Consider the following 21,741-nt stretch of genomic DNA (forward strand, 5'->3'; position numbering starts at 1 on the left):
TAAGGGGTCGACAGGCAACAAGCTCCAGCCACTCCAAAGCCAGAGGCCCTTTATGACCGAACATCGTTTCCCCGACGCCCGATTCCGCACCAGCCTGCTCGAGGAAAACGAAGGACCGGCCATCAACCCCACCGACAACCGCACCATGGGCGAAATCATCGCCGCGCGGTTCTCGCGCCGGGGTTTCCTGAAGGGATCGCTCGCCGTCTCGGTGATCGCCGCCACCGTCAGCCCACTGGCTCTGATCGCAGCGGACGAGGCACGCGCCGCGGAAGGCTCCGCCTTCAAATTCCACGAGCTCCAGGCCGGCATCGACGACAGGCACCATGTCGCGCCGGGCTATGACGCCGACGTGCTGTTGCGCTGGGGCGATCCGCTGTTTGCCGATTCGCCGGAGTTCGACCCGACGAAGCAGTCGGCGCAGGCGCAAGCCAGGCAGTTCGGCTACAACAACGACTATGTCGGCTATATCCCGATCGACGGCTCTGCCGAGCACGGCCTGCTGGTGGTCAATCACGAATATACCAACCCGCATCTGATGTTCCCGGGCATTGTTTCGATCGTCGAGAAGGACGGGAAGAAGAAGGCCGAGGTCGCGCCGCTCTCGGAGGAGCAGATCGATATCGAAATGGCGGCGCATGGCGGCACCATCGTCGAGATGCGCAAGGCGGGCGGCAAGTGGCAAGTGGTGCGCGACGGCAAGCTCAACCGCCGCATCACCGCCACCACCGAAATGGCGCTGTCCGGTCCGGTTGCCGGCCATGACCGCGTCAAGACCAATGCCGATCCGTCCGGCACGAAGGTGTTCGGCACCATGAACAACTGCGCCGGCGGCGTCACGCCCTGGGGCACCTATGTCATGGCCGAGGAGAACATCCACGGCTATTTCTCCGGCGAACTGCCGGAAGGCCACAAGGAAGCCGCCAATTACAAGCGGCTCGGCATTCCCGAAGGCGCCTATGAATGGGGCGCGCATTACGACCGCTTCAATCTCGCCAGGGAGCCGAACGAGCCCAATCGCTTCGGCTGGATCGTCGAGGTCGACGTCAACGATCCGACCTCGACGCCGAGGAAGCGCACCGCCATGGGCCGCTTCAAGCATGAGGGCGCCGAATCGATCGTCGCCAGGGACGGCCGCGTCGTCTTCTATCTCGGCGACGACGAGCGCTTCGACTATGTTTACAAATTCGTCACCAAGGGCACTTTCAACGCCAACGACCATGCCGCCAACAAGGACCTGCTCGACGACGGCACGCTGCATGTCGCCAAATTCGCCGAGGACGGCACGGTCGACTGGCTGCCGATCGTCTTCGGCCAGGGGCCGCTGACGACGGAAAACGGCTTTGCTGGCCAGGCCGACGTCCTGATCGAGACGCGGCGCGCTGCCGATCTGCTCGGCGCCACCAAGATGGACCGGCCCGAGGACATCCAGCCCAATGGTGTCAACGGCAAGGTCTATGTCATGCTGACCAACAATTCAAAGCGCAAGGCCGACCAGGTCGATGCCGCCAACCCGCGCGCCGAAAATGCCTTCGGCCACATTGTCGAGATCACCGAGACCGACGGCGATTTCACGTCCACCAAGGGCAAATGGGAAGTGCTCCTGAAATGCGGTGATCCCTCGGTTGCCGATGTCGGCGCCACCTTCTCGACGGCGACGACGAGCAATGGCTGGTTCGGCATGCCCGACAATTGCGCGGTCGATTCGGCCGGGCGGCTCTGGGTCGCCACCGACGGCCAGGGACCGAAGGCCACCGGCCGCACCGACGGCCTATGGGCGGTCGATACGGAAGGGGCTGCACGGGCGACCTCAAAGCTGTTCTTCCGCGTGCCGATCGGCGCCGAAATGTGCGGCCCGTTGTTTGCACCCGACGACCAGACCGCTTTCGTCGCCGTCCAGCATCCGGGCGACGGCGGCGAGGATTGGGAAGGTTTTGGCCGCCCGTCCTACTATGAGTATCCGTCGACGCGCTGGCCGGATTTCAAGCCGGACATGCCGGTGCGGCCGTCGGTCGTCGCCATCACCAGGCAAGGCGGCGGCAAGATCGCGGTCTGATCTCGGGCGCCGGTTTGCAGCCTTTGGGAGGGGTTCGATTCCCGAACGCCCCTCATTCCGCATGAAACCTGTTCAAGCTCCGGGAAAGATTGGCAATTTACAGGTGGCGCCCTAACTCCTCCTTCAGGAGACCGCCATGTCGAAGTCCGTCTATGATCGTGGCCTGCTCAAGCCTGGCGACATCGCCAGGCTGCAGCGCGTCTTTGACGAAGCCTGCCTCAAGCGCGAAGCACACCCCGATTCGCCGGAAGCGCGCGAGATCGCCCTGACCCTGCTTGCGCTCCACAATGCCGGCATGGTCGACGAGGACATGCTGACGGACGCCGTCGGTTTTCGCCGGCTGGAGTCGAAATCGGCCTGAAGGTCAGGGCCTCCCAGCCGCTTATCCGGGACGTTGAACGACGGCCACGTTGATTGTGCTTCTCAGTCTGAAGCCGATGGTCTCGTAGAGCCTTATCGCTGCGGCATTGCTGGCATAAGCGTGGAGGTATGGCAGCTCGCCGCGTGCGAAAATCTGATTGGCCACAAACACGGACAACAGCCGGCCGAGGCCGCCGCCGCGGACATCCGGATGCGAGCAGACGCCGCTGAGCTCGCTGTAGCCAGGCTGTTTCATGCGCTCGCCGGCCATCGCCACCAGCCGGCCGCCGGCCTTCACGCCCCAGAAGTCGCCAAGGCTCAATGCTCCAGACGTGAATGGGCCGGGCTTGGTGAGCGACGCCAGGGCCACCATTTCCGCCACGTCGTCTTGTGTCAGGCGTTGCACCCGATCATCCGACACCACCTGTAACGGCGCCTCGGCAACCATCTGCACGGCGGCGGCGGTCGAGATTGCCGAGAGGCCGGCCGGAAGGGCAATGGGGTCGGCCTGAGCCATGATGACGCTGTCACCGGGGCCGACAAGCTCCGCGAAAGCCTGCAGGCTTTGGGCATCGTCCGCGGCGGTGGCGGCGAAGAGGGCAAATGACGGCGAATAGCGCCTGGCGAGCTCGCCACCTTGCGCGAGGGCTTGATGGCGCGTCGCCAGCGCGCTCCAGACGGGCCGGTCGAGGACATGTTTCATTGCGCGACACCCTTTTTCACACGGCGATCGAGTGGAGCGGCGGCGAGGCCGTCCTCGATAGTGGCGAGTTGATCGAGAAGCGGCCCCGAGAGGTCCCGGCACAGATCCGCGACGGCGCTCTCGATGCGCGGCCAGACGTCCCGCTTCGCCACGTCGACCAGGCGCTGGCCCTTGCCCGTCAGCGAGACCATCTTGCGGCGCTGGTCACCATCCGACTGGATGGCTTCGACCAGCCCCAACTCGGCCAGCAGCGACACGCTTCGCGTCACGCCTGGCTGGGTCAGCCCGAGCGATTGCGCCAGTTCGCCGACGGCCAAGGGCCCCAGCCTGTCGAGCGCGGCAAGCAGCGGGTATTGGCTCGATTGAAGCGGGACCTCCAGGCCGTCGAGCAGATGCTGCGCGTCGGCCTGCAATTGTTCGCCGATGCGCTTCAGCCTGCTGCCCAAGCAGAGATAGCCAAGAGACCGAATAACGTCTTCCATGATCAATCTGTCCCGCAATCCATAACATGTTATATAATACGGCAAGGAACGGGTCAAAGCCGTCTCCGATCAAATCAACGTGAGCCACCCGAGGGCCGAGAGGAGCCGGCGATCCGCCTGGCGATCGCCTTGCCCAATATGCCGGCATTGGCGAAGCAGCCGCGAATGCTCGGCCGCATGCCGGTGAACCACAGGCCGGGCAGTTTCGGATCGGCGTCGCCGCCGTTGAAGAGCGGGACGCCCTTGCTGTCGAGCACACCGAGACTGCCGACCATGCGCTCCAGCCCGGTGCGGTAGCCGGTTGCGGCAATGACGATATCGGGGTCGATCAGGCTGCCATTGGCCAGGATCACGCCGTCGCGGCTGAACTCGCGTATCGCCGGCACCACGGTGATCTTGCCCGATTTGATGGCGTCGACGGCGCCGTCGTCCGCGGCAATCGCGGTGTAGTCGGAGATCAGGCGGCTGGCGCCGCCCGACGGCGCGGGCGGCATGCCGAATTTGGTCAGATCGCCGAAAACCAGGCGCTGCGTCGCGGCGATCGCCGCATCGGCGACGCGCAGCGGCAAACGCGCCATGAGCGGCGAGAGCCGATGCACGGCGATCTTGCCGATCCGCTTGGGCAGAAGGGCGGGGCCATTGCGGGCCGACAGCCAGAGAGAAGCCGTATCCACGCCGGCCAGGTGATTGAGCGCGTCGAAGCCCGAATTGCCGGCGCCGACGACCAGCACCTTCTTGCCGGCATAGGACTTGGCGTCGCCGAAATCCGCCGAATGGATGATCCGGCCCGCGAAGGCCCCTACGCCCTTCCATTGCGGCGTGAACGGCTCCTTGTCGCGGCCTGTGGCGACGACGACATGACTCGCCAGGCGTGAGCCGGCACTGGTGCGCACGGCCCAGTGGTCGCCCCTGAACACGATGGTCTCGACGGCGACGCCAAACTCCACCGGCAGCCGGTTCGCCTCGCGGAAATCGTTCATATGGCGGATAACGACGCTCTTGGGCGGAAAGGCTGGCGTATCCCCGGGATAGGAAAGGCCGGGCAGTGCCGAGAGATCGCGATGGGTGTTGAGATGCAGTTGCTGGTGGCGCCGATGCCAGGGCTCGGCCAGCCGGCTCTCCTTTTCCAGGATCGCCGCCGGCACGCCGGCCTTGACCAAAGCCTGCGCGACGGCCAGTCCGGCAGCACCGGCGCCAATGACGATCACCGGCTCGATCGCCGCCACCTGCTCCACCATCGGTCTGGTCGTCGTATCAGCCATTCACTCTCAAAACCCATTCAACCGCCGCAGCATCCCCACAGGCTCGCAGGACGCTGTAACCGTTTGATCGCGCGCAAACCCATACAGCAGATCGGTGCCGATTGCCGAGGCCCTGCACCGGCCGCGGTTATGCTCCAGAGCATTGCGCCGCCAAGCGGAAACAACTCGCATCACGGAAATGCGGCCAAAACAACGACATGGAGCGGGATGCCCGCTTCTGTCTCAAACCTTGCAGCCCTATATGGCATATCGGCGGCATCGGCGATAATCAGGTCGCGGCAATGTGATTGATTCGAGCTCCGGGGGCTGGCGGATCTCGTTACCGATGCAGGAATTCGAAACCGCAACGATTTCGGCTTCCCGCGAAAAATCAGGACGCCGTGGCGCGTCTTGCGTGTCGAAAGGCACGTCGCGCCACAGACGGCACGCGGAATCTCGACCATGCCCTCCTTGCGGATCTATTTCGACAAAATCCTGGAGGGCGCCTCGCCCAAGGTCGAGCGCCAGGCACTGACGCATGTCGAACGGCTGGCGATTGTACGCCGCCATGGCGACTTCTCGCTCGCCTATTCCACCGCCGTACAGCACAAGCTTTCCTATTTTGGCGACGCCGACGGCTACATCGCCTTCGGCACCAAGATGAAGCATCATTTCGCGCTTGGCGACCCGGTGGCGGCGCCGGCCCGGCGGGCCGACTATATCAGGCGCTTCGTCAAGACCGCCGGCGACCCGTGGTTCGTGCAGATCGGCGAGGAGACCGCGCGCGTGCTGGCCGGGATCGGCTACAAGGTCAACCGGCTGGGCATCGACACCCGGCTCGTCCTGCCCGAGCATGATTTTTCCGGCAAGCGCAACGAGACCGTGCGCTATTCCGAGCGCTGGCTGCTGAAGAAAGGCTTTTCGTTCGAAGAAGACAGGCGGACGGTGTTCCTCGACGAAATCGCCCGGCTGTCCGAAAACTGGCGCGGCGACCGCATCGTCAAGCGCTGGGAGATGGGCTTCCTCAACCGCCCGTTCTACGATCAGCTCGGTACCAACATGCGCCGCTTCGTCCTGCATGGTCCTGATGGCGAGCTGATCGCCCTGCTCGATTTCGATCCGCTGTTTCGCGACGGCAAGGTCATCGGCTACACCACCGCCTTCAAGCGCAAGCATATCGATGCCTCGCCGCACGCCGAGATCGGGCTGACCAAATTCGCCGTCGACCGGTTTCGCGAAGAGGGCATAGAGGTGGTCACGCTTGGCCTGTCGCCGCTTGTCGACGTCGCCCCCAGCGGATTTGCCGAAAGCGACTTCTGGCGCAACGCTTTTCAGCGCGCCTACGATTCGCCCTGGATCAACCGCCGCCGGTTCAACCTGCAGGGCCAGGCGGCATTCAAGCGCCGTTTCCACGGTATGGAGGAGCCGGTCTATATCGCTTTCCGCGAGGGGACCTATATCGAGATGCTGGGCCTGCTGCGGTTGGTCAAGGCGATCTGAGGTTCTGGTTCCTCGCCCCCGCAAGGCGGGGGAGAGGTGGCCCGGCGAAGCCGGGACGGAGAGGGGGACGACCTTTGCGAAGCCAGAATCGGTGACAGACGAGGCGCAAGCAAGATAAAAAGCCATCAGCAGCCCCGGGCAGCTCCCGGTCGCTCCGAAGGCCCCTCTCCGTCCCGGCTTCGCCGGGCCACCTCTCCCCACTTCGTGGGGCGAGGAACCCAGGTTTGTGAAGCCGCGTCAGTTCCGCAGCCGGTAGCCGGTCTTGAAGATCCAGGCGACGATGGCGATGCAGACGGCCAGGAAGACCACGGTCATGCCGAGGCTGATGCCGACCGAGACGTCGGACTTGCCATAGAAGCTCCAGCGGAAACCGCTGATCAGGTAGACGACCGGGTTGAACAGCGTCACCGTGCGCCAGATGCCGGGCAGCATGTTGATCGAATAGAAGCTGCCGCCGAGGAAAGTCAGCGGCGTGATGATCAAGAGCGGCACCAGTTGCAGCTGTTCGAAGCTTTTCGCCCAGATGCCGATGATGAAGCCGAACAGGCTGAACGTCACCGCCGTCAGCACCAGGAAAGCGACCATCCAGAACGGATGCAGGATGGTGAGCGGCACGAACAGCGAGGCGGTGGCCAGAATGATCAGGCCGAGGATGATCGACTTGGTGGCGGCACCGCCGACATAGGCGATGACGATCTCCAGGTAGGAGACCGGCGCCGACAGCAATTCATAGATCGAGCCGACGAATTTCGGGAAGTAGATGGCGAAGGAAGCGTTGGAGATCGACTGCGTCAACAGCGACAGCATGATCAGCCCCGGCACGATGAAGGCGCCGTAGCTGATGCCGTCGATCTCGGTGATGCGCGAGCCGATGGCCGAGCCGAAGACGACGAAGTAGAGCGATGTCGAGATGACCGGCGAGACGATGCTCTGCAGCACGGTACGAAAGGCACGTGCCATTTCCATCCGGTAGATGGCCCATACTGCACGCAGGTTCATGCGTCTTTCCTCACCAGGTTGACGAAGATCTCCTCGAGCGAGCTGTTTTGCGTGTCGATGTCGCGGAACTGGATGCCTGATGCCTCGAGGTCGCGGATCAGCGAGGCGACGCCCGGCCGCTCGGCCTGGTTGTCATAGGTGTAGGTCAGCTGCCCGCCATCGGGCGACAGCTCCAGCGCATAGCGCGAAAAGGCTTCCGGAATGGCGGTCAACGGATTGCGCAGTTCCAGCACCAGCCGCTTGCGGCCGAGCTTGCGCATCAGTTCGGCCTTGTTCTCGACCAGGATGATTTCGCCGCGGTTGATGACGCCGACGCGATCGGCCATCGCCTCGGCCTCCTCGATATAGTGGGTGGTGAGGATGATGGTGACGCCATCCTCACGCAGCCGGCGCACCATCTCCCACATGTCCTGGCGCAGCTCGACGTCGACGCCGGCCGTCGGCTCGTCGAGGAACAAGATGCGCGGCTCATGCGACAGCGCCTTGGCGATCATCAGCCGTCGCTTCATGCCACCCGAAAGCGTGATCGCCTTGGCGTCCTTCTTGTCCCATAGCGAGAGATCGCGCAGCACCTTCTCGACAAAGCCATGATTAGCCGGCTTGCCGAACAGGCCGCGGCTGTAATTGACCGTCGCCCAGACGGTCTCGAAGGCGTCGATGGTCAGTTCCTGCGGCACCAGGCCGATCAGGCTGCGCGCGGCGCGGTAGTCCTTGTTGATGTCGTGGCCGTCGACGGTGACGGTGCCGGTCGAGCGGTTGACGATGCCGCAGACGATCGAAATCAGCGTCGTCTTGCCGGCGCCGTTGGGCCCAAGCAGCGCGAAGATCTCGCCGCGCTGGATGTCGAGGTTGACTTCCTTGAGCGCGGTGAAACCGGTGGCGTAGGTCTTGGAGACCCCGGAAATGGACAGAATGGAGGGCATGGCGGAAAACGGCTGCCTGAAAGAGGTCCCCTGATATAGGCCGAATGTCGGTGCGCGCAACCGGAAGTCAATGGTGCTGCTGACAGTTCTGGACAGCCAGTGCGGGGAGCGGCTCGAGATGTGCCGCATGAACCGGTAAAATTGTCCTGTGGCGTTCAGCCTCGCGGCAGGACGCCGCTTTGACCTGAACCGGCTTCGGGCCTATCCTTCGCGAGTATTGGAGCAATTCCAGGAAAAGTGTGAAGCGGTTTTCCCGGGAAAAGCGCATAGCGCTTTCCCTAGGAATTGCGTCAAAAGAAATAGTTAGCAGCCGGAGCCCGCCATGGACCCGCTCATATTGTCGCGCATCCAGTTCGGCGCGAATATTTCGTTTCATATTCTGTTTCCGACGATCACCATTGCACTTGGCTGGGTGCTGCTGTTCTTCAAGCTGCGCTACAACGCGACCAACGATTCCGCCTGGATGCGCGCCTATTTCACCTGGGTGAAGGTGTTCGCGCTGTCCTTCGCCATGGGCGTGGTGTCCGGCGTCACCATGAGCTTCCAGTTCGGCACCAACTGGCCGGGCTATATGGAAAAGGTTGGCAACATTGCCGGCCCACTGCTGGCCTACGAGATCCTCACCGCCTTCTTCCTCGAGGCGGCTTTCCTCGGCATCATGCTGTTCGGCTTCCGCCGTGTGTCCAACCGCGTCCATACGCTGGCGACGGTGCTGGTGGCCGGCGGCACCACGCTGTCCGCCTTCTGGATCATCGCGCTCAATTCCTGGATGCAGACGCCGGCCGGCTTCGAGATGATTGACGGCAAGGCGCATGCCGTCGACTGGTGGGCGATCGTTTTCAACCCGTCCATGCCCTACCGCCTCGTCCACATGCTGCTTGCCTCGGGGCTCACGGTGTCGTTCCTCATCGCCGGCCTGTCGGCGCTGCGTTATCTCAACGGCGACCGCTCGGAATCGATGTGGAAGGCGCTGCGCACCGGCGTCTTCACTGCCGCGATCCTGATCCCGATCCAGATTTTTGCCGGCGACCAGCACGGGCTGAACACGCTGGAGCACCAGCCGCAGAAGATCGCCGCCATGGAGGCCAACTGGAACACCGGCCCCAACGTGCCGCTGGTGCTGTTCGCGCTGCCCGACGAGGCGGCGAAGGAGAACAGGTTCGAGATCGCCATTCCCGACGGCGCCAGCCTGGTGCTGCGGCACTCGACCAGCGGCGTGGTGCCGGGGCTCAACGACTACCCCGGCAACCATCCGCCGGTCTTTCCGCTGTTCTGGAGTTTCCGCATCATGGTCGGCACCGGGCTTTTGATGCTCGCCGTCTCCTGGTCGGCAGCCTTCTTCCTCAAGCGCCGCCACAGCCTGCCGAAGCCGCTCGCCATGCTGATGGTGCCGATGGCGCTGTCGGGCTGGCTGGCGACGTTGGCCGGCTGGTACACGACCGAGATCGGCCGCCAGCCCTGGCTGGTGACAGGCGTGCTGAAAACCGCCGACGCCGTCGGGCCGGTGGCCGGCAGCCATGTCGCGCTGACACTCGCCATCTACCTCATTCTCTACGTGCTGCTGCTGATCGCCTATCTCGGCGTGCTGGTGCATCTGGCGCTGAAGGCGGCCAAGGATGGCGACACCTCACCACTGCCGGGGGTGATGAAGGCAGCCATGTCGCAGCCGGCGGCGGGGGAGTGAGGAATGGTCCGCGTAGCGGACGAAAAGCCAACGATTTGGCTTTTCGAATGACGAACGCCCGGAGCCATAGCGAAGGGCAGAGGGCCCAATGATAGGGATGATGTCTCAATGAGCTTCGACTGGCCAACTGCGCTCCCGCTCATCTTCGCCGGCCTGATGGGGCTCGCCATCTTGATCTATGTCATCCTCGACGGTTTCGACCTCGGCATCGGCATCCTGTTCGCCGCGGCCGAAGACGCCGAGCAAGATACGATGATCGCGGCGATCGGTCCGTTCTGGGATGCCAACGAGACCTGGCTGGTGCTGGCCGTCGGCCTGCTGCTGGTCGCCTTCCCGATGGCGCATGGCGTCATCCTGACCGCGCTCTACATTCCGGTGTTCGTGCTGCTGGTCGGGCTGATCCTGCGCGGCGTCGCCTTCGATTTCCGCGCCAAGGTGCCGAGCGGCAAGAAGCACCGCTGGAACCGCATTTTCTTCCTCGGTTCCGTCATCGCCTCGCTGGCGCAAGGCTATATGCTCGGCGTCTATGTGCTCGGCCTCGATGTCGGTTTCGGCGGCATGGCGTTCGGCGCGCTGGTGGCGTTCTGCCTGGCCGCGGCCTACGCCGCGATGGGCGCCGCCTGGGTGATCTACAAGACCGAAGGCGAATTGCAGAAGAAGGCGGTGCGCTGGCTGCGCACCGCACTGGTGCTGACCGCGCTCGGCATGGCGGCGGTGTCGCTGGCGACACCTTTCGCCAGCCCGCGCATTTTCGACAAATGGTTCGTCTGGCCGGAAATGCTCTATCTCTCGCCGCTGCCGATCCTGTCGGCGCTGCTGTTCCTGTGGCTGTGGCGGCAAACCTTCCATCTGCCGAAGCCCGACGACCGCCATTCGCTGATGCCGTTCCTGACGCTGGCCGGTATCTTCGTGCTCGGCTTTGCCGGTCTCGCCTGGTCGTTCTACCCGTTCGTGGTGCCCGATAAATTGACCATCTGGCAGGCAGCGTCCGCGACCGAAAGCCTGGCCATCATCCTGGCCGGAACCGTGGTCGTGCTGCCGGTCATCATCTTCTATTCCTTCTATGCCTATCGGGTGTTCGGCGGGAAGGCGACGGACCTGACCTATGACTGAGGGGTAGGTGGGAAGGGGCGTTGGGCGAAGAGGGTGGCGTATCCTACCGCTTCAGCTAATCGCCCAGGCATGCGGCGTCAACGCACGCGACGCGTAAAAACGTCGGGCGCTAAACACCCGCACCACAGAAGCGGTTGGGATTTATCCTTTGAGGAATCGGAATTTTGCCGTCAGTTTTCCTGTTTCGATCAACCCGTTTATGTCGCTCTGATTGATCTTTCCTGATGCAACCGCGTTGGCCATCCGATCGCAAAATACCTGCGGCAGTCGCTCTCTGGTAATGCCCATGTAAGCGGAGGCTTCAGCCTTAAATTTCTGGTTTGAGATCTCAACTTTCTTGATGCAGCCGGCTATTGCCGACGAACGGTCATTTTTGACGTCGTCCTGTATTGTGGAGCATCCGATTAACCCGAAGCAAATCCCGATCACCGGCAACAAACGGATACTCATCTATGTCTCCAATTCCAGGCTCGCGGCAAAATAAATCTAACGCCTGGGTACCATAAGTTCCAACATCGTCAAACGCCTCGCCGCCATCTTCGCGCTCAGCTTTGCCGGTCTTGCCTGGTCGTTCTACCCGTTCGTGGTCCCCGATAAATCGACCATCTGGCAAGCGGCGTCGGCGACCGAAAGCCTGGCCATCATCCTAGTCGGCACCGTGGTGGTGCTGCCGGTCATCATCTTCTATTCCTTCTATGCCTACCGGGTGTTCGGCGGGAAGGCGACGTATCTGACCTACGACTGAGTCGCCGCGGTTTCAGATCAACCCTGAATCGCGCGCGGCGGCGGCGGCCTCTCCACGCGAGACCGCATCCAGCTTGCCCAAAACCGCCGAGACGTGGTGGTCGACCGTCTTCGGCGAAATGGCGAGGTGATCTGCAATGCGCTTGTTGGACAGGCCGCGCTCGATCAGCTGCAGCACTTCCATCTGGCGCTGGGTGAGGCCGGCGCTGTTGGCGCGGGTGGTGCGGCGCGGCCCGCGGGCGATGTGAACGACGCCGTTCTGCCGCATGAGTTCACGCACATGGCTTGCAACCGGCCGGGCGCCGAGCGCCTCGAAAATCTCCAGCGCCTCCCGCTGCGCCGCCTCGTCGCCCTGGGCGAGCGCCAGGGCGCGTTCGTAAGGGGCGTCGAGGCCGGCCCAAAACGTGGCCGCCTCCCGCCAGTCACCGGCCAGCAGCATCCGGTAGGGCGCGGCCATGCCTGATGTGTCGCCCGGATCGATATCGGGTGCCAGCAGCTGCCGCCAGCCGGCCAGTTCGGCGAAGACCGCCCGCGTCGGCGACAGGCTTTCGGCAAGGCCGATCAGCCGCAGCGCCTCGTCCTTGTCTGCCTCGCCCAGCCAAGCCTGTTCGGCAATCACCGCGGCATAAGGCAACAGCCGCTGCAGCTCGGTTCCCTTTTGCAGAAACTGCTTCATCTCCGCCAGCAGCGGCTCGGCCGAGGGGTCGCCACGGCGGATCCTTAGCCGCGACAGCGCCACCAGGGCGGGATAGCGCACCAGGGCGGTCGCCCGATCGTTGGCAATCACATCCAGTGCCTCGGCAGCCGCCTCATCCCAGCATCCACGGCGCAGCAGCAACTGTGCCCTTACACCACGCATGTAATCGCGCCACGTCGCCAGATCGTTCTCGACGCAATAGTCGATACCGCGATCAAGGAAGGCTTGGGCCTGGCTGTAGCCCAGCTGGTTCATTTCACCGCAAGCACAATTGGTGAAGGCACGCGCGGCATGCTCCTGAAAATTCTGCTCAAGCGCGATTTCGAGGCTGCGGGCAAGATGCAGCCGGCTTGAGTCCAGGTCCAGCCACTGCTCGGCGGCGCCGACATTGTTGAGCGCATGGCAAACGACTTCCGGCCTGTTTAACCGTTCGGCGAGCTCGATCGCCTTGGCGCCCAGCGCCAAGGTCTCGTCCAGCCTTTCGGCCAGCATCGCCAGTTGAGAAAGGTTGGAATAGGCCATGGCAAGCTCGGCACTGGCCGGAACGGTCTCCAGCAACGCGACCGCCCTGGCGCCGAAGATGTCGGCGGCCTGTCGATCGCCCAGAAGATAGGCGAAACGTGACAGCCATCTGAGGCTGTCGCCTTCCTTCAGCGTATTGCCAAGCGCCTGTTGCAACACACGCGCCTGTTCTTGCGCCTTGATGGCCTCGTCGATGCGCGCAATCAAATGGCACTCGAAGGCATAGTGCTCGTAGAGGCCGGCGCGCTCTTCCTCAGGCAAGGTATCGGCCTGGCGCAAGGCCACCTCATAGTAGCCGGCGGCGTCGCGATGGGCGCCGACGCGGGAGGCCTCGCGGGCGGCGATGGGCGCGAGTTCGCGCACCGTCTCCAGATTGTGCGCCTCCACCGCGTGATGGACCAGCCGCGCGGTGGCGATGTCGCCCCTTTCGAGCAGCGCCGACAGCGCGCGCTGGTTGAATTCCCGCCGGTGGCTGGTGGTCAGCATCGTCTCGATGGCCCGGCGGGCAATCTCGTGGCGGAAGGCGTAGGCATCGCCGAGATCGTCGAGCAGGCCATTGGCGACGCATTCGGTCAGCTGGCCGGCGCTGGCCACGCCGCACAGGCCGGTCAAGGCCCAGGCGTCGGCGCGCCTGGGAAACACCGAGACGGCATCGAGCATCGCGCGGGCGCCGGCCGACAGGCGTTCGGCGCGCGCCAGCACCGCATCGCGCACGCTGGCCGGCAGCGCCGCTTCATTTTCGGCGCTCAACAGTTCGGTGACGAAAAAGGCGTTGCCGGCAGTCGCCCGGTAGATAGCATCGCCGTCACGGCCGGCGCCTGCGGCGAGTGACAGCACCGCCGCTTCGCTGAGCAGCGGCACGTCGATGCGCGCGACGCTGCCGGCCGGGATTTCACCCAGCGCCCGGCGCACGCGCATCTGGCCCTCGCTGCGGTCGGTGCGCGCCGTCAAAAGCAAAAGGATGTGGGTGTTGGCGATGCGCCGGCCGAGAAAGCGGACGAAGTCGAGCGTCGCGTCATCGGCCCAGTGCAGGTCCTCGATCACCAGCAGCGTCGCGCCCGTTCTCGCCTCGAAGACATCGAGCGCGTCGGAAAACAGCGGCAGCCGTTCTCCCCGGCGCGCGGCGACCGCCTGCGGCATTGCCCATTGCGCCTCGCGGGCGAGATCGTAGAGCGGCCCGAGCGGATCGGGAATCGACAGATCCTCGCAAGCGCTGCGGAAGATGCGCGCGCTCTGGCCGAACTCGCCGATGAAGGCCTCGACAAGCGCCGACTTGCCGGCCCCGGCCTCGCCCACCAACGCCGCGACGCGTCCGCGTCCGCGTCCGGCTTCCGCCAAAAGTTCGTCCAGTTGCGCCAGTTGCGCCTGCCGTTCCAGAAGCATCGTCATCGCTCAAATGGGGTCGGTTTCGCCGCTGCGCTGGACATCCGCCACGACTGTCCAAGGCGCTTGCCCTTAAGTGTGACCCTCCACACATTTCGGTGCCATTCTCCACATAACGACCCCAATATAGGGAATCTTCCCACAAAATATAGGGAAAGGTTCCGATGTGCGCCCTTTGCGAGCGTGATCAATGTCCAGCCGCGCTCAAATCGAGCGTGAACAACACAAAAGGGAAACCCGATATGCCTCGCTATGTGGTTGAACGCACATTTCCAAATGGCCTCAGCGTACCGATGAACGATGCCGGCGCCGATGGGCTGGGCGGCGTCATCATGCGCAACGCCGAAAAAGGCGTGACCTGGGTGCAGTCCTTCGTCTCGCCCGACAAGAAGCAGAGCTTCTGCATCTACGATGCGCCCTCGCCGGAAGCGATCCGCAGCACTGCCCAGAAAAACGCCCTGCCGGTCGACAAGATCACGGAGGTGCGGGTCCTTGACCCTTACTTTTATCGTTGATCCCGACAATGACCATCCAACTGCCCTTCGCGGCGATGGCAGCTTGCCTGATGAACCGTTCAACGAGGTGTTGGCGGCTTCGAGACCAGTCCGACGAGGCCCGTTACTGGGCCGGTTTTTCCGGGGGCTTGCCACGTTGCTGTTCGCACCATTGCGCAAGAGTCGGCGCCGGTTGCCTCCGCAGGACGATTATCTGAGACGCGACATCGGCCTGCCGGAGCTCGTGGAGCTGCCGCAATACTGGGACTTCACCCGGTCAAACCACTGATACGCGTAGCCATCCGACGCCGCGGCGGGAGCGGCTGCTCCCGCGCGCACCTTCAACAACGAGGAGAGAAAATGAACATCCATCTGTGGACCAAACACCTCATCAACCTGTCGATCCTGTCGATCGCGGCCACCGCGGCGAATGCCCATGATACGGGCACGCTGGATGAGAAAGTGCGGGCAGCCAACAGCCGTTTCGAGAACGTGGCGATGGCGACCGCCGAAGGCTATGCGCCGATCCCTTGCGCCAGCGGCATCACCGGCGGCGCCATGGGCATCCACTACGTCAACGCGGCCTACCTGAAAGACGATGCCGTCGATCTCGCGAAGCCGGAAGCGGTGATGTACGAGCCGATGGCCGACGGCACGCAGAAGCTGGTGGCGGTGGAGTACATCACATCGAAAGGCCCGGCTTCGCTCGAGGGGCAGCTGTTCAACTTCAACAGCGCGCCCAACCGTTATGGCCTCGGCCCGTTCTACGAGCTGCATGTCTGGGCCTGGAAGAAGAACCCTACCGGCACCTTCGCCGACATGAACCCTGACGTGTCGTGCGATGCAATGAAGGCCGGTGGCATGTAGCCGGCCTTCGCCCCGGGACCAACGGCATCCAGTGCCCATCCAGGCGGGGGCGGGCAGGATACGACTGGTCCCGGGGGTCACTCACCCCCGGGTGCCGCGAGAAAGATCAGTTCGAAGCGGAAAGCACCAGCACCGGCTTCTCGCTGTACAGCGCCGGGAACAGCAGCTTCAGGTTCGCCACCTTGGGCAGGTCGTTGTAGACGATGTAGGGATAGGTCGGGTTCAGCGTCAGAAAGTCCTGGTGGTAGTTCTCGGCCGGATAAAAGGTCTTGCCGGTCTCGATCGTGGTGACGATCGGCGCGGCATACAGCTTGGCCTTGTCGAGCTGGTCGATGTAGCTCTGCGCGATCTTCTTCTGCGCGTCGTTTTCGGCGAAGATCGTCGAGCGGTACTGGGTGCCGGAATCCGGTCCCTGGTAGTTGAGCTGCGTCGGATTGTGGGCGACCGAGAAATAGACGTGCAACAGCTGGCCATAGGTCACCTTCGACGGATCATAGGTGATCTCGACGGATTCGGCATGGCCGGTGCGGCCGGTGCCGACGGTCTCGTAGACGGCGTCATCCTTGGCGCCGCCGGTGTAGCCGGAGACGGCCTGGCTGACGCCCTTGACGTGCTGGAACACGCCCTGCACCCCCCAGAAGCAGCCGCCCGCGAAGATTGCCGTCTCGCTGCCCGGGGACGCCTTTTCGTCGAGCGCCGGCGGCGGGATCACCACCGCGTCTTCGGCTGAGCGCGCCGGGGTCTGCCAGAAGGCGGCCGCCGCCACCGCTGCAAAACCGAGCACGGCCAGCGCGCCGCGGGTAAAGAACGGCCGTGTCTTTTCGATACGGGTCATGTTCTGATCTCCTGTTGTTGTTCCAATATACACGATCCAAGCCGCCGAGAGGGTCTCACTTTGCCGTGCGGCGGCGGCTGTCGGCGGCGCTCCCCCTCATCCGGCCCTTCGGGCCACCTTCTCCCCGAGGGGAGAAGAGATTGACGCCGGCGCTGACAGTCTCCTCTCCCCCTCGGGGAGAGGTCAGCCGAGCGAAGCGGAGGCTGGGTGAGGGGCCGTGTAGCCTGGTTTACTGCGCCGGCTTCATCGCATCCGCCGGCTTCATGGCGTCCGTCGCAGGCTTCATCGCATTGGTCGTCATCGCGTCGGCGGGTTTCATCGCATCGGTCGCGGGCTTCATGGCATCCGCCGGCTTCATGGCATCTGTCGCCGGCTTCATGGCGTCGGTGGTCATCGCATTGGCGGGCTTCATCGCGTTGGTCGTGTCGTCGGCGCGGGCGCCGGCGACGAAAACGGCGGCCGAAAGCGCGAAGGCGAGCGCCGGCAGGGTCAGGTACTTGGTCATGAGAGTCTCCTTGGGTTTTGGCGCGCGGAAGCGGGCCGGGTGATGCGTTGCCGCGTTCCACGGCCCCGCGCGATAAAAGGATGATCAGTTGGTGGCGGCGGCCAGGATCGGTCCGCCGCCCGGCGATTGCACGAGCACGGCGGTGCTCAAGCCCCCGGACGCGGCGGGCAGCGCATAGGCGGTGGCGCCGCCGGTCCAGCTGCCGAGTTTTGTCAGCGCATGCACGACATTGGCGTGCGGCAGCGTGCGGCCGGTGTTTTCGCCGCGCGCCACCGGCACCTGCACGACGCCCTTGGCATAGCGCACCAGCCAGACATCGGCCTTGCCGCCCGGTGCGGCGCCGGCGCCGATCGCGACCTTGCCGTCGCCAAGCGACAGCGAGGGGCCGCCGGTCTTGGCCGTCGCCGCGATCAGATGCTCGATCTCGCCGGGGGCGGCGCCGACGACATCGGCATGGCCGTTGACCACCACTTGTGGCGTGAACGGCCCGTCATGGCCAAGCGGCGGCTCGTAGGAAACCTGGCGCTGGGTGAATTCCTGTTTTCCGAACGTGTCCTTCCAGCCGAGGTAATCCCAGTAGGTGACGTTGAAGGACAGTGCCAGCACGCCGGGCTGATCCTTGACCTTGATGAGGTTGGCGTTGGCCGGCGGGCAGGACGAGCAGCCCTGGCTGGTGAACAGCTCGACCACGCTGAGCGGCTGCGCGCCAGCGGCACCGAGCGAGGCGGCGAGCGCAAGGGTGCCCAGGCTGGACAATGCGATGAAGCTTCTGGCTGGTGATCTCGGCATCGGCTGGCTCCGTGTGGGACGGCGCTGAGATGCGCCGGTCATTCCCCCACTTCGCTGCCCATTGCCGCTTCGTTACAGCGCTCACCGGTTTGTGATCAGGCGCCATTACCACCAGGCTTATGCGAGCTGCCCAAAACGCCACAGTGAGGTGTAGTGCATGATCGGCCGCTCGAACGTTGCGCCTGCCGCGACAAATCGCTTGCCTGCATCCAGCATGGGCTGGAAGGTATCGAGTTGCCTGGCGTGCTCCAGCGTGTCCCAGACACTGGTGTTGATCAGCGACAGAGTCGCCTCGTCCGCGCCGGCGTAGAAGACGAGCAGCCCTGGCATGGCCTCGATGCCGGGCCGAAGATCTGCCTCGGCCTCCAGCATCATACTTCGCAACAACGCGAACTTCGTGGCATCGCAGCGCAAGATGGACACACGCAGCACGGGGTCCGGCATCGCGTTCTTCTCCAAGAGTTGACGTGCCGCACGCTAGGCCATGCCGACCCAGGCCGCCAACACCTTGCCCAATCAAGATTGAGTGCGCATTGAGGGTGCCTTTCCCTTCTCCCCTTGCGGGAGAAGGTGGATCGCCGCGTAGCGGCGAGACGGATGAGGGGTGCGTGACGGATCGCCGTCCTTGCCAAGCTGGAGCACCCCTCATCCGTCTCGCCGCTACGCGGCGATCCACCGCCCGGGGCGAGTCACTGGCCTCGCCCGCCCTTCAGGCCCCACAAGAGGAGAAGGTAAAGAGCAGGCCCCCTACTGTGTCAGCGCCGTCAGCGAGGGGCGCTGGTTGAAGTCGCATTTGCCGGTAACATTGTAGAAGAAGTCGGCGTTGCTGACATCGGCCGGCACCGCGTTGCCGCCGTCTTCCCAGGCCTGGTAACCCGTCGCGCCGCAAGGCACAGCGGAGAAGATGTCGACGATCTGGCCGGCCGCGACCTCGGGCATGACCGTTGCGCTCGTGCCGATGTAGAGCCGGTCCGAGGTGGTCGGGTCGTTCGACTTCAGCACGGTCGGATTGCCCGAGGGCACATCCATCTCCAGATAGAGCTGGCCCATCTGGCTGACATCGATGACCGCGCCGGGGCTGTTGGCCGGATACATGGTGTTGACACAGGTGGTGACATATTTCCTGTTGCCACTGGTTTGCGTGATCGCCCCGGTGGGCAGGTTGTTGAAGTTGCTCACCGTCGTGGTCGTGCAGACCTGCGACTGGACGAGGGTGTTGACGTTTGCGCCACCATTGTTGGTGATCGTATACACGTTGCTCGTGCCGTAGCCCTTGGGATCGCCAAAGCCGTTGTAGGCATAGTCGATCTCCATTAGCGGCTTGGCTGTGGTCGCGCCGAACTGCGTGCCATAAAGCTTCATGGTCTTGTTCCAGTAGCCGGAGACCTTGGTGACCTGGAAGGTGGCCTGCACCAGGGCCGGCGCCTTGTTGACGCCGGAGGTGACGGCGACCGGCACGGTGGCGATCCTGGCAATGGTCATGAAATCGGTCGGCATGGCATAGCTCGCCGAAGTCTGCGCGGTAACGGTGCCGTTGGCGGAGACGTTGAAGCTCACCAGCGTCGCCGTGCCCTCGCCATTGTTGGCGACAAAATTGTCCTGCAGCGCCTGCTGGCGGGCCGGCAGCGTTGTGGTCGTCGGCAGCGTGGTGATGGCCAGCGTCGCGGCATCCAGCGCTTCCTGCATGTTGGAGCGGGTCTGGACGGCATCGGTGTAGTCGACCGAGAAGCCGACGACGGTGATCAATGGCACCAGGCTCAGGAAGAACAGCGGCATCATGGAGCCGCTGCGCGAACGGGCAAACCCGCCTGCAAGTTTCAGCATTTTTCTACCCCCAAGAGATATTAGTGACAGCGCAGATACCACGCAGTCGGCAAATCAAGGTCTAATAGGATCGATCAAAGTTTATGCATCTGAGGTCACAAGGCCGGTATTCTCGATTTTTTGGCGCCGCTCACCGCTTTGTGATCGAAGGCGCCGCCCTTGCGCCGCAAGCCTTGCCGGGGCAGGCTGCCCCTGCTAAAGCGCGCGGATGAGCACGCCCCTCGACCATATCCGCAACTTCTCCATCGTCGCCCATATCGACCATGGCAAATCCACGCTTGCCGACCGGCTGATCCAGTCCACCGGCGGGCTGGAGCTGCGCGACATGAAGGAGCAGGTGCTGGACTCGATGGACATCGAGCGCGAACGCGGCATCACCATCAAGGCGCAGACGGTGCGGCTGAAATACCGCGCCAACAATGGCGAGGACTATATTCTCAACCTCATCGACACGCCCGGACATGTCGACTTCGCCTATGAAGTGTCGCGCTCGCTCGCTGCCTGCGAGGGTTCGCTGCTGGTGGTCGACGCCAGCCAGGGCGTCGAGGCGCAGACGCTGGCCAATGTCTACCAGGCGATCGACAACAACCACGAGATCGTCGTGGTGCTGAACAAGGTCGACCTGCCAGCCGCCGAGCCCGAGCGCATCCGCGAGCAGGTCGAGGAGGTGATCGGCATCGACGCCTCCAACGCCGTGCTGATCTCGGCCAAGACCGGGCTTGGCATTCCCGATGTGCTCGAAGCCATCGTCCACCAGTTGCCGCCGCCGCGCGAAGGCGATGCGACGGCACCGTTGAAGGCGATGCTGGTCGACAGCTGGTACGACGCCTATCTCGGCGTCATCGTGCTGGTGCGCATCATCGACGGCGTGCTGAAGAAGGGCCAGACCATCCGCATGATGGGCACCGGCGCCAAATATCTGGTCGAGCGCACCGGCGTGTTCACGCCCGCCCGCATCAATGTCGACGAGCTCGGCCCCGGCGAGTTCGGCTTCTTCACCGGCTCGATCAAGGAAGTGGCCGACACACGCGTCGGCGACACCATCACCGAGGACAAGCGCGCCACCGCGCATGCGCTGCCCGGCTTCAAGCCGGCGCAGCCGGTGGTGTTCTGCGGCCTGTTCCCGGTCGATGCCGCCGATTTCGAGGATCTGCGCGCCGCCGTCGGCAAATTGCGCCTCAACGACGCGTCCTTCTCCTATGAAATGGAAACCTCTGCGGCGCTCGGCTTCGGCTATCGCTGCGGCTTCCTTGGCTTGCTGCATCTGGAAATCATCCAGGAGCGGCTGGAGCGCGAGTTCAACCTCGACCTGATCGCCACGGCGCCGAGCGTCGTCTACCGGCTGCTCCTCAATGACGGCTCGGTGAAGGAACTGCACAACCCGGCCGACATGCCCGACGTGGTGAAGATCTCGGCGATCGAGGAGCCGTGGATCCGCGCCACGATCCTGACCCCCGACGACTATCTCGGCGGCATATTGAAGCTCTGCCAGGACCGGCGCGGCATCCAGGCCGACCTGTCCTATGTCGGCAAGCGCGCCATGCTGACCTATGATCTGCCGCTCAACGAAGTCGTCTTCGATTTCTATGACCGGCTGAAATCGATCTCCAAGGGCTATGCCTCGTTCGACTACCACCTGACGGACTATCGCGAAGGCGATTTGGTGAAAATGTCGATCCTGGTCAATGAGGAGCCGGTCGACGCGCTGTCGATGCTGGTGCACCGCACGGCGGCAGAAAAGCGCGGACGGCAGATGTGCGAGAAGCTGAAGGAGCTGATCCCGCATCACCTGTTCAAGATCCCGATCCAGGCCGCCATCGGCGGCAAGGTCATTGCGCGGGAAACCATCTCGGCGCTGCGCAAGGACGTGACCGCCAAATGCTACGGCGGCGACGTCTCGCGCAAACGCAAGCTGCTGGACAAGCAGAAAGAGGGCAAGAAGCGGATGCGGCAGTTCGGCAAGGTGGATATTCCGCAGGAGGCGTTTATCCAGGCGCTGAAGATGGGCGATTGAGACTGC

21 protein-coding genes and 1 pseudogene are annotated in these 21,741 nt (G+C 63.7%); 10 read left to right on the forward strand and 12 right to left on the reverse strand.

Annotated features, from left to right (window positions below):
• The first annotated feature begins 52 nt into the window (after positions 1-52).
• Both DBIPINDM_RS17285 and DBIPINDM_RS17290 read left to right on the forward strand, forming a co-directional pair.
• The gene (locus DBIPINDM_RS17285) at positions 53-2,056 is read left to right on the forward strand and encodes a PhoX family protein (RefSeq protein ID WP_258588370.1); all 2,004 of its coding nucleotides are present in this window, start codon (positions 53-55) and stop codon (positions 2,054-2,056) included.
• 136 nt (positions 2,057-2,192) lie between these two features.
• On the forward strand, positions 2,193-2,417 hold the full coding sequence (locus DBIPINDM_RS17290) for a hypothetical protein (RefSeq protein WP_258588371.1): 225 nt from the start codon (positions 2,193-2,195) through the stop codon (positions 2,415-2,417).
• Positions 2,418-2,438: 21 nt separating this feature from the next.
• Here DBIPINDM_RS17290 and DBIPINDM_RS17295 read toward each other — a convergent pair whose 3' ends face one another.
• From DBIPINDM_RS17295 to DBIPINDM_RS17305, 3 genes are all read right to left on the reverse strand, one after another.
• Positions 2,439-3,119 carry a GNAT family N-acetyltransferase gene (locus DBIPINDM_RS17295; RefSeq protein WP_258588372.1) on the reverse strand — a complete coding sequence of 227 codons (681 nt, stop codon included), beginning with the start codon at positions 3,117-3,119 and terminating at the stop codon, positions 2,439-2,441.
• Complete coding sequence (locus DBIPINDM_RS17300) at positions 3,116-3,601, reverse strand: MarR family winged helix-turn-helix transcriptional regulator (protein WP_258588373.1); 486 nt, start codon at positions 3,599-3,601, stop codon at positions 3,116-3,118. Before DBIPINDM_RS17300 ends, DBIPINDM_RS17295 begins: the two co-directional genes overlap by 4 nt.
• A 74-nt stretch (positions 3,602-3,675) precedes the next feature.
• Positions 3,676-4,863, reverse strand: a complete 1,188-nt coding sequence (locus DBIPINDM_RS17305) for a flavin-containing monooxygenase (protein WP_258588374.1) — start codon at positions 4,861-4,863, stop codon at positions 3,676-3,678.
• Positions 4,864-5,304: 441 nt separating this feature from the next.
• Here DBIPINDM_RS17305 and DBIPINDM_RS17310 point away from each other — a divergent pair, with 441 nt between their 5' ends.
• Positions 5,305-6,342, forward strand: coding sequence for a phosphatidylglycerol lysyltransferase domain-containing protein (locus DBIPINDM_RS17310; protein WP_258588375.1), 1,038 nt, complete (start codon positions 5,305-5,307; stop codon positions 6,340-6,342).
• A gap of 237 nt (positions 6,343-6,579) precedes the next feature.
• Here the strand turns inward: DBIPINDM_RS17310 and DBIPINDM_RS17315 are convergent, their stop codons facing one another.
• Both DBIPINDM_RS17315 and DBIPINDM_RS17320 read right to left on the reverse strand, forming a co-directional pair.
• Positions 6,580-7,341 (reverse strand): ABC transporter permease, encoded by a 762-nt coding sequence (locus DBIPINDM_RS17315; RefSeq protein ID WP_183464480.1) that lies wholly within the window; start codon positions 7,339-7,341, stop codon positions 6,580-6,582.
• The gene (locus DBIPINDM_RS17320) at positions 7,338-8,264 is read right to left on the reverse strand and encodes an ABC transporter ATP-binding protein (RefSeq protein WP_258588376.1); all 927 of its coding nucleotides are present in this window, start codon (positions 8,262-8,264) and stop codon (positions 7,338-7,340) included. The genes DBIPINDM_RS17315 and DBIPINDM_RS17320 overlap by 4 nt, the downstream gene beginning before the upstream one ends.
• A gap of 322 nt (positions 8,265-8,586) precedes the next feature.
• On the opposite strand from DBIPINDM_RS17320, the gene DBIPINDM_RS17325 reads away from it, so the two are divergent.
• Both DBIPINDM_RS17325 and DBIPINDM_RS17330 read left to right on the forward strand, forming a co-directional pair.
• Entirely contained in the window at positions 8,587-9,948 is a 1,362-nt protein-coding gene (locus DBIPINDM_RS17325; RefSeq protein ID WP_258588377.1) for a cytochrome ubiquinol oxidase subunit I, read from the forward strand.
• Between the two features lie 108 nt (positions 9,949-10,056).
• Positions 10,057-11,061 carry a cytochrome d ubiquinol oxidase subunit II gene (locus tag DBIPINDM_RS17330; protein ID WP_258588378.1) on the forward strand — a complete coding sequence of 335 codons (1,005 nt, stop codon included), beginning with the start codon at positions 10,057-10,059 and terminating at the stop codon, positions 11,059-11,061.
• 141 nt (positions 11,062-11,202) lie between these two features.
• Here DBIPINDM_RS17330 and DBIPINDM_RS17335 read toward each other — a convergent pair whose 3' ends face one another.
• Positions 11,203-11,511, reverse strand: a complete 309-nt coding sequence (locus DBIPINDM_RS17335) for a hypothetical protein (RefSeq protein WP_258588379.1) — start codon at positions 11,509-11,511, stop codon at positions 11,203-11,205.
• Between the two features lie 76 nt (positions 11,512-11,587).
• On the opposite strand from DBIPINDM_RS17335, the pseudogene DBIPINDM_RS17340 reads away from it, so the two are divergent.
• Positions 11,588-11,806: pseudogene (locus tag DBIPINDM_RS17340) on the forward strand (cytochrome d ubiquinol oxidase subunit II); the annotation flags it as partial.
• A 12-nt stretch (positions 11,807-11,818) separates the two neighbouring features.
• Here DBIPINDM_RS17340 and DBIPINDM_RS17345 read toward each other — a convergent pair.
• Positions 11,819-14,413 carry an ATP-binding protein gene (locus tag DBIPINDM_RS17345; RefSeq protein ID WP_416361762.1) on the reverse strand — a complete coding sequence of 865 codons (2,595 nt, stop codon included), beginning with the start codon at positions 14,411-14,413 and terminating at the stop codon, positions 11,819-11,821.
• A 236-nt stretch (positions 14,414-14,649) separates the two neighbouring features.
• Here DBIPINDM_RS17345 and DBIPINDM_RS17350 point away from each other — a divergent pair, with 236 nt between their 5' ends.
• The 3 genes from DBIPINDM_RS17350 to DBIPINDM_RS17360 all read left to right on the forward strand — a co-directional run bounded on the left by DBIPINDM_RS17350 (position 14,650) and on the right by DBIPINDM_RS17360 (position 15,768).
• On the forward strand, positions 14,650-14,922 hold the full coding sequence (locus tag DBIPINDM_RS17350; RefSeq protein ID WP_258588381.1) for a DUF4242 domain-containing protein: 273 nt from the start codon (positions 14,650-14,652) through the stop codon (positions 14,920-14,922).
• A complete protein-coding gene (locus DBIPINDM_RS17355; RefSeq protein ID WP_258588382.1) occupies positions 14,900-15,190 on the forward strand; it encodes a hypothetical protein in 291 nt (96 codons plus the stop codon). Before DBIPINDM_RS17350 ends, DBIPINDM_RS17355 begins: the two co-directional genes overlap by 23 nt.
• 71 nt (positions 15,191-15,261) lie before the next feature.
• Complete coding sequence (locus tag DBIPINDM_RS17360) at positions 15,262-15,768, forward strand: hypothetical protein (RefSeq protein WP_258588383.1); 507 nt, start codon at positions 15,262-15,264, stop codon at positions 15,766-15,768.
• A gap of 106 nt (positions 15,769-15,874) precedes the next feature.
• Here the strand turns inward: DBIPINDM_RS17360 and msrA are convergent, their stop codons facing one another.
• The 5 genes from msrA to DBIPINDM_RS17385 all read right to left on the reverse strand — a co-directional run bounded on the left by msrA (position 15,875) and on the right by DBIPINDM_RS17385 (position 19,721).
• A complete protein-coding gene (gene msrA / locus DBIPINDM_RS17365; protein ID WP_258588384.1) occupies positions 15,875-16,603 on the reverse strand; it encodes a peptide-methionine (S)-S-oxide reductase MsrA in 729 nt (242 codons plus the stop codon).
• Between the two features lie 229 nt (positions 16,604-16,832).
• Positions 16,833-17,108: a hypothetical protein gene (locus DBIPINDM_RS17370; protein WP_258588385.1), complete on the reverse strand. Its 276-nt coding sequence runs from the start codon at positions 17,106-17,108 to the stop codon at positions 16,833-16,835.
• A gap of 84 nt (positions 17,109-17,192) precedes the next feature.
• On the reverse strand, positions 17,193-17,897 hold the full coding sequence (locus tag DBIPINDM_RS17375) for a DUF1223 domain-containing protein (RefSeq protein ID WP_258588386.1): 705 nt from the start codon (positions 17,895-17,897) through the stop codon (positions 17,193-17,195).
• Between the two features lie 117 nt (positions 17,898-18,014).
• Positions 18,015-18,341, reverse strand: a complete 327-nt coding sequence (locus DBIPINDM_RS17380; RefSeq protein ID WP_258588387.1) for a hypothetical protein — start codon at positions 18,339-18,341, stop codon at positions 18,015-18,017.
• Positions 18,342-18,644: 303 nt separating this feature from the next.
• The gene (locus DBIPINDM_RS17385) at positions 18,645-19,721 is read right to left on the reverse strand and encodes a TadE/TadG family type IV pilus assembly protein (protein ID WP_258588388.1); all 1,077 of its coding nucleotides are present in this window, start codon (positions 19,719-19,721) and stop codon (positions 18,645-18,647) included.
• Positions 19,722-19,929: 208 nt separating this feature from the next.
• On the opposite strand from DBIPINDM_RS17385, the gene lepA reads away from it, so the two are divergent.
• Positions 19,930-21,735 (forward strand): translation elongation factor 4, encoded by a 1,806-nt coding sequence (lepA, locus tag DBIPINDM_RS17390; protein ID WP_095202822.1) that lies wholly within the window; start codon positions 19,930-19,932, stop codon positions 21,733-21,735.
• Positions 21,736-21,741 lie beyond the last annotated feature (6 nt).

The organism is Mesorhizobium sp. AR02 (genome assembly GCF_024746835.1).
In the GTDB taxonomy this organism is placed as follows: domain Bacteria; phylum Pseudomonadota; class Alphaproteobacteria; order Rhizobiales; family Rhizobiaceae; genus Mesorhizobium.